This window comes from Streptomyces fulvoviolaceus (assembly GCF_000718165.1).
GTDB lineage: Bacteria > Actinomycetota > Actinomycetes > Streptomycetales > Streptomycetaceae > Streptomyces > Streptomyces fulvoviolaceus.
In genome coordinates this window covers 1-5,058 of the sequence record NZ_JOEY01000124.1, presented here as the reverse complement: position 1 = coordinate 5,058, position 5,058 = coordinate 1, and the positions used below count along the sequence as shown (strand labels likewise).

Below are 5,058 nucleotides of genomic sequence, written 5' to 3'. Positions count from 1 at the left end.
CCGCACACCCGGTCGGTGAGGCCCGCGCCATGCAGCATGTTCAGTGCCCAGCGCACCGGCTGACCGTCCGGGGTCACCAGGTCGAAGGAGTTGAGACGGACGCCGTGCTCCTGGTCCAGCACGCCCGTCATCACGCCGTGGACGGCAAGCGCGGTGACTGCGAACGGGCGGCGGTTCCGGGCCGCGGCCAGCACGGTGTCCTCCGTCCGGGCCCGGCATTGCTGCCGAGCTGTGACATCCCCTACGGCATCCCCACGCGATCCCGTGGGGGAGCCGCTTTCCGTAGTCGTACAGAGGCCGGGCCCGCACTCCTTCTCCGGGGTGCGGGCCCGATGCCGGGTGACGAGAGATGCCGGTCAGTCGGCGAAGTCGGCTCCGAAGGCATTGGTCAGCGAGAGTCGCCGCCGGTCAACTCCACCTCGAGCACCTGGTCGGAACCGGCAGGCTGCCTGCCGTTGAAGTCGGTGTTGGTGGTCAACACCCAGAGCGTATTTCTGCCCGGGACCTTCTCAACGGTGCGCAGTCGACCGTACTGGCCCTGGTAGTGCGCGACCGGGGTGCCCGCCTCCGCACCGTCGACGGGGATGCGCCACAGGCGCTTGCCTCGCATGGCCGCCATGTACAGGTCGCCGTCGGCGTAGACGATCCCGCTCGGTGAGGCCTGCGAAGTCGGCCAGACTGCCTTGGGATTGGTCATCCCGTCATTGGTGCAGGAACCTTCGCATGCAGGCCAGCCGTAGTTGTTGCCGGGCTCGATCAGGTTGAGCTCGTCGTGCGTGTTCTCGCCCACTTCTGACTCCCACAGGCGGCCCTGTGGATCCCACGCCAGTCCCTGCGGGTTGCGGTGGCCATAGGAGTAGACGTACGAGTCGAACGGGTTGCCGGGTGCCGGCTTGCCGTCGGCGGTCATCCGCAGGATCTTCCCGTTGAGGGAGTCCTTGTCCTGCGCGAGAACCCGATTTTGGGCGTCCCCGGTTGTGGCGTAGAGGTAGCCGTCGGGGCCGAACTTCAGACGTCCGCCATTGTGCCAAACGTCCTTCTGGATCCCGTCGAGCAGCACGGTGTAGTCCCCAAGGGTGGAACCGTCGTACGTCATCCGCGCGATCCGGTTTCCCTCCTCGGCCGTGTGCATCACGTAGATGTAGTGGTCCTCTTCCCAGCAGGGTGACACGGCGATGCCCAGCACGCCGTCATTGGCATCGACGGTCAGGCTTCCCCTGGCCGTTGCCTCCGGAACGGTGCCGATGAATGTCTTTTCACCGTCCCGGGTGAGCCTGAAGAGTTTGGCCGAGTCGCGCTCGCCGATCAGTGCTGAGCCGTCCGGCAGCCAGCTCAGGCCCCAGGGGACGGTCCAGCCTGTGGACAGGGTACGGACGGCGGCGGGTTCCGAACGCGCGTGGTTTCCGGGCAGTGAGGTCGCACTGCTGCCGGTGCCGGCGAACCCTACAAGCATCGAGGCGACCATGACCCCGACAGCCATCACCGCACGAAGCTGCCTTCTGCTGGTCGTTCTTCGGGGAATCGTCAAATTGGACACTCTTTTCCCTCCAGGAGGGCTCGGCACTTTTGTAACGGAGCGTAGAGACATATTAACTGAAGGTAAGCAAGGCGCGCCGCTGATCCGCCGGTTGGATGGGTCCGGTTGCGCGGGTGTCAGGGGTGGCAAATGGTGGGCGAGGAATGTTCCATCCCGTCTCGGAAAGGCAGGACAAATCCTGATGATTGAACCCGCGGAGCTGATGGCGGAACCGACCCAGGCTCTTCACCCCGCAGGAACCGGCAACACCAATGCCGAGGCCTGGCAAACACCCGGATACGCGGTTGTGGAAACCGCGCTCGAAGTCACCGCCTACTCCCTGGCCACCCGATAGCGGCGCCACGGACATGCTGCTCAAGGTCTTGGGCACCGCGGCCGGCGGCGGCGTACCGCAATGGAACTGTGCCTGCCCGGAATGCTCCGGGGCGCGCGCACATCCGCGGCGCCGCCGCCTGCACGCCTCACTCGCCGTCAGAGCGACCGAAGGCCGCTGGTACGTGGTCAACGCGACACCTGACATCGCCGAACAGATCGAGGGGTGCGTCGAGTTGCACCCTGGGCCTGAGCAGCGCCGCACGCCAGTGGCCGGGGTCGTGTTGACCGATGCCGAACTCGACCACACACTCGGCGTAGCGCGGCTGCGGGAGGCCGGGCGACTGGAGTTGCTCGGCACGGATCCGGTGCGGCATGCGGTACTGGACCGGCAGCACCTGGGGACACTGCTCGCCCCCTACACCGAACTGACGTGGCGTGAGCTGCCTGCGGGCGGCCGTGCCGAACCACTCGGCACGCAGTCCGCGGTTCACGTCAGTGCCATTCCTGTCTCCGGCAAGCGGCCCCGTTATGCCACGGAGGACGGGGCAGCGCCCGATGATGACGACCACTGGGTGACAGCGCTCCGGCTCACCGATCGGTCCACCGGCCGCACCGCCGTCTATGCCCCTGCGCTCGGCGTATGGTCGGACGCCTTTGAGGAGGCCGTCGCCGAGGCCGATTGCGTGATCCTCGACGGTACCTTCTGGGACGACGACGAGCCCCGGCGCTCAGGGTTCTCGGCTCGTACCGCGACCGCCATGGGGCATCTGCCGATCGACGGGCCGCAGGGTACGGCTCGGCGTGTCGCCTCTTTGTCGGCGCGCTGTCTGTATACGCATCTCAACAACACGAACCCTCTTGTCGATCCCGCCGCGCCGCAGCACAAGACTCTGGCCCGGCTGGGCATCGAGGTGGCCGCCGACGGAATGGAGATCCTGCTGTGACCGTGGTGGAAACGGAACGTCCCTGGAAACAGGCCGAGTTCGAGGAGCGTCTTCGGGCGGTTCCCGAGCAGCGCTACCACCACCTCCATCCGTTCAACATGCGGATGCACGAGGGCACGCTGAGCCCGCCGGAAGTACGACGCTGGATCACCAATCGCTTTCACTACCAGCAGCACATCCCGGTCAAGGACGCCTTGATCGCCGCCAAACTCGGTTCGCCGGACCTGCGGCGCATGTGGCTTCGCCGGATCGAGGATCACGACGGTCGTGAAGGCGATGAGGGGGGAATCGAGCGGTGGCTGCGGCTGGGTGAGGCGGCCGGCCTGGACCGGGCCGACCTCCTTTCCGGACGGGGGGTACTGCCCGGTGTGCGTCTCGCGGTCGAGGGATACGTCAACTTCTGTCGACTGCGGCCGAGGCTGGAGGCTGTCGCGGCATCACTCACCGAACTGTCCGCCCCGGATCTCATGCGGCGGCGTGTCGATGCCTTCGAACAGCACTACTCGTGGGTCGACCGCGACGGACTGGCCTATTTCAGGGCGCGTGTCCAGCAGGGGCGGAAGGACAGTGGTGAAGCAATGACTCTGGTTCTTCAGTGGGCCCGCAGCAGGGCCGAGCAGGAACGGGCGGTGGCGGCGCTCGAGTTCAAGTGCGATGTGCTGTGGTCGTTGCTGGATGCCGTGGAACATGCCCAGCCGGAGGATCCACGGTGACCACGACAGACTCGGCCTGTGACGTGGAGCGGCACTGGCGCCCCAGGCTCGCCCCGGCGGTCGCGCTGCGGCATGACCGCGTACGTGGCGTCGACCTGCTGGTCATGCCGGAACGGGTGGTGGTCCTGGAAGGGCACGCCGGCAGCGTCGTCGGTCTCTGCGACGGTGAGCGCGATGTCAGCCGGATTGTCGGCGAACTGGCTGCGCGCTTCGCCGACGCACCGGTGGCCGCTGACGTCCCGGTCTTCCTGGACCGGCTGCGCGCGGAGGGCTGGCTGCGATGACCAACGTGCCGCCCCCCTGGGCGCTTCTCGCGGAGCTGACCCACGCCTGCCCGCTGCACTGCCCGTACTGCTCGAACCCCTTGGAACTGACCCGCCGCTCCCGTGAACTGTCCACGGCACAGTGGCAGGACGTCATGCGGCAGGCCGGGGAGCTGGGAGTGGTGCAGACTCATCTGTCCGGTGGGGAGCCACTGCTGCGACCGGACCTGGAGGAAATCGTCTCCGCCGCCGAGTCGAGTGGCGTGCACACCCAGCTCGTCACCAGCGGAACCGGGCTGGACGCGGCCCGCCTGAACGGACTCGTTGCGTCCGGGCTGCGCAGCGTCCAGTTGTCGGTGCAGCACGCCGACCCGTCTGCCTCCGACCGGATTGCCGGGCGCCGATCGTTCGCGGACAAGGCGCGGGCCGCGGAGCTGGTGCGGGAGGCGGGTCTGCCGCTGGGGGTCAATGTCGTTCTGCACCGGGACAACCTCGACGCCATCGACGCCGTGGTGGAACTGGGCCTTGCCTGGGGAGCGGATCGCATCGAGTTGGCCAACACCCAGTTCTACGGCTGGGCCCTGCGCAATCGTGGCGCGCTCATGCCGAGCCGTGCCCAGTTGTCCCGTGCCTCGGACGCGGTGACGCGATGGCGGGAGCGGCTGGCAGGCCGCACCGAGCTGGTGTGGGTTGTCCCGGACTATGTCGAGGGCATCGCGAAACCGTGCATGGGAGGTTGGGGCGCGGTGTCGCTCACCATCGCCCCCGACGGCACCGTGCTGCCATGTCCGGCGGCCGCGACACTGCCCGGCCTGGACGCGCCGAATGTCGGTGACCGGACGCTCGCCTGGATCTGGGAGCAGTCCCCTGCCTTCAACCAGTACCGAGGCACCGACTGGATGCGCGAACCGTGCCGCAGCTGTCCGCGCCGCGAAGAGGACTACGGCGGCTGCCGCTGCCAGGCCTACGCCCTCACCGGCGACGCCGCCCGTACGGACCCGGCGTGCCGGCTGTCGCCCGATCACGCCCTGATCCGTGCGGCGGCCGAGGGCGACGCCGAGCCGTCCGGCTATGTGTACCGCAGGCCGGGTGCGGTGCGTGTGGATGCGCGATGAGGTGTGTGGCCGAGGCCCTTCGTCCGAGCGGAGATGACGGCTCTTCATGAACCTCTTGGTTCCGGCCCGGCCCACCGGGATCACACGGGGAATTCAGCCGGCCTGTCTGTCGCAGGGGGCGGTGGGGTGGCCGGTCTCAGCCGGGCCCACTGCGCCATGAGGATCAGCAAG

Annotated in this window: 7 protein-coding genes; 5 read left to right on the top strand and 2 right to left on the bottom strand. The window is 67.8% G+C overall.

From position 1 onward, the window contains the following. The coding region (locus IG08_RS0152895; protein WP_030621935.1) for a UDP-N-acetyl-D-mannosaminuronic acid transferase at nt 1–194 on the bottom strand (194 nt) is incomplete at its 3' end. Between the two features lie 194 nt (nt 195–388). Beyond that, on the bottom strand, nt 389–1,537 hold the full coding sequence (locus IG08_RS0152890) for a PQQ-dependent sugar dehydrogenase (protein ID WP_338060209.1): 1,149 nt from the start codon (nt 1,535–1,537) through the stop codon (nt 389–391). A 202-nt stretch (nt 1,538–1,739) separates the two neighbouring features. Between IG08_RS0152890 and pqqA the strand changes: the two genes are divergently transcribed. From pqqA to pqqE, 5 genes are read left to right on the top strand one after another with little or no spacing between them, the layout of a single operon-like run. Continuing rightward, a complete protein-coding gene (pqqA, locus tag IG08_RS61045; RefSeq protein ID WP_199821150.1) occupies nt 1,740–1,871 on the top strand; it encodes a pyrroloquinoline quinone precursor peptide PqqA in 132 nt (43 codons plus the stop codon). Nucleotides 1,872–1,884: 13 nt separating this feature from the next. Continuing rightward, nucleotides 1,885–2,796 carry a pyrroloquinoline quinone biosynthesis protein PqqB gene (gene pqqB / locus IG08_RS0152880; protein WP_030621931.1) on the top strand — a complete coding sequence of 304 codons (912 nt, stop codon included), beginning with the start codon at nt 1,885–1,887 and terminating at the stop codon, nt 2,794–2,796. Then, complete coding sequence (pqqC, locus tag IG08_RS0152875; RefSeq protein ID WP_052425353.1) at nt 2,793–3,509, top strand: pyrroloquinoline-quinone synthase PqqC; 717 nt, start codon at nt 2,793–2,795, stop codon at nt 3,507–3,509. The genes pqqB and pqqC overlap by 4 nt, the downstream gene beginning before the upstream one ends. Next, a complete protein-coding gene (gene pqqD, locus IG08_RS0152870; protein WP_199821148.1) occupies nt 3,506–3,793 on the top strand; it encodes a pyrroloquinoline quinone biosynthesis peptide chaperone PqqD in 288 nt (95 codons plus the stop codon). Before pqqC ends, pqqD begins: the two co-directional genes overlap by 4 nt. Continuing rightward, nucleotides 3,790–4,887 (top strand): pyrroloquinoline quinone biosynthesis protein PqqE, encoded by a 1,098-nt coding sequence (gene pqqE / locus IG08_RS0152865; RefSeq protein ID WP_030621925.1) that lies wholly within the window; start codon nt 3,790–3,792, stop codon nt 4,885–4,887. The genes pqqD and pqqE overlap by 4 nt, the downstream gene beginning before the upstream one ends. The last annotated feature ends 171 nt before the right edge of the window (nt 4,888–5,058 follow it).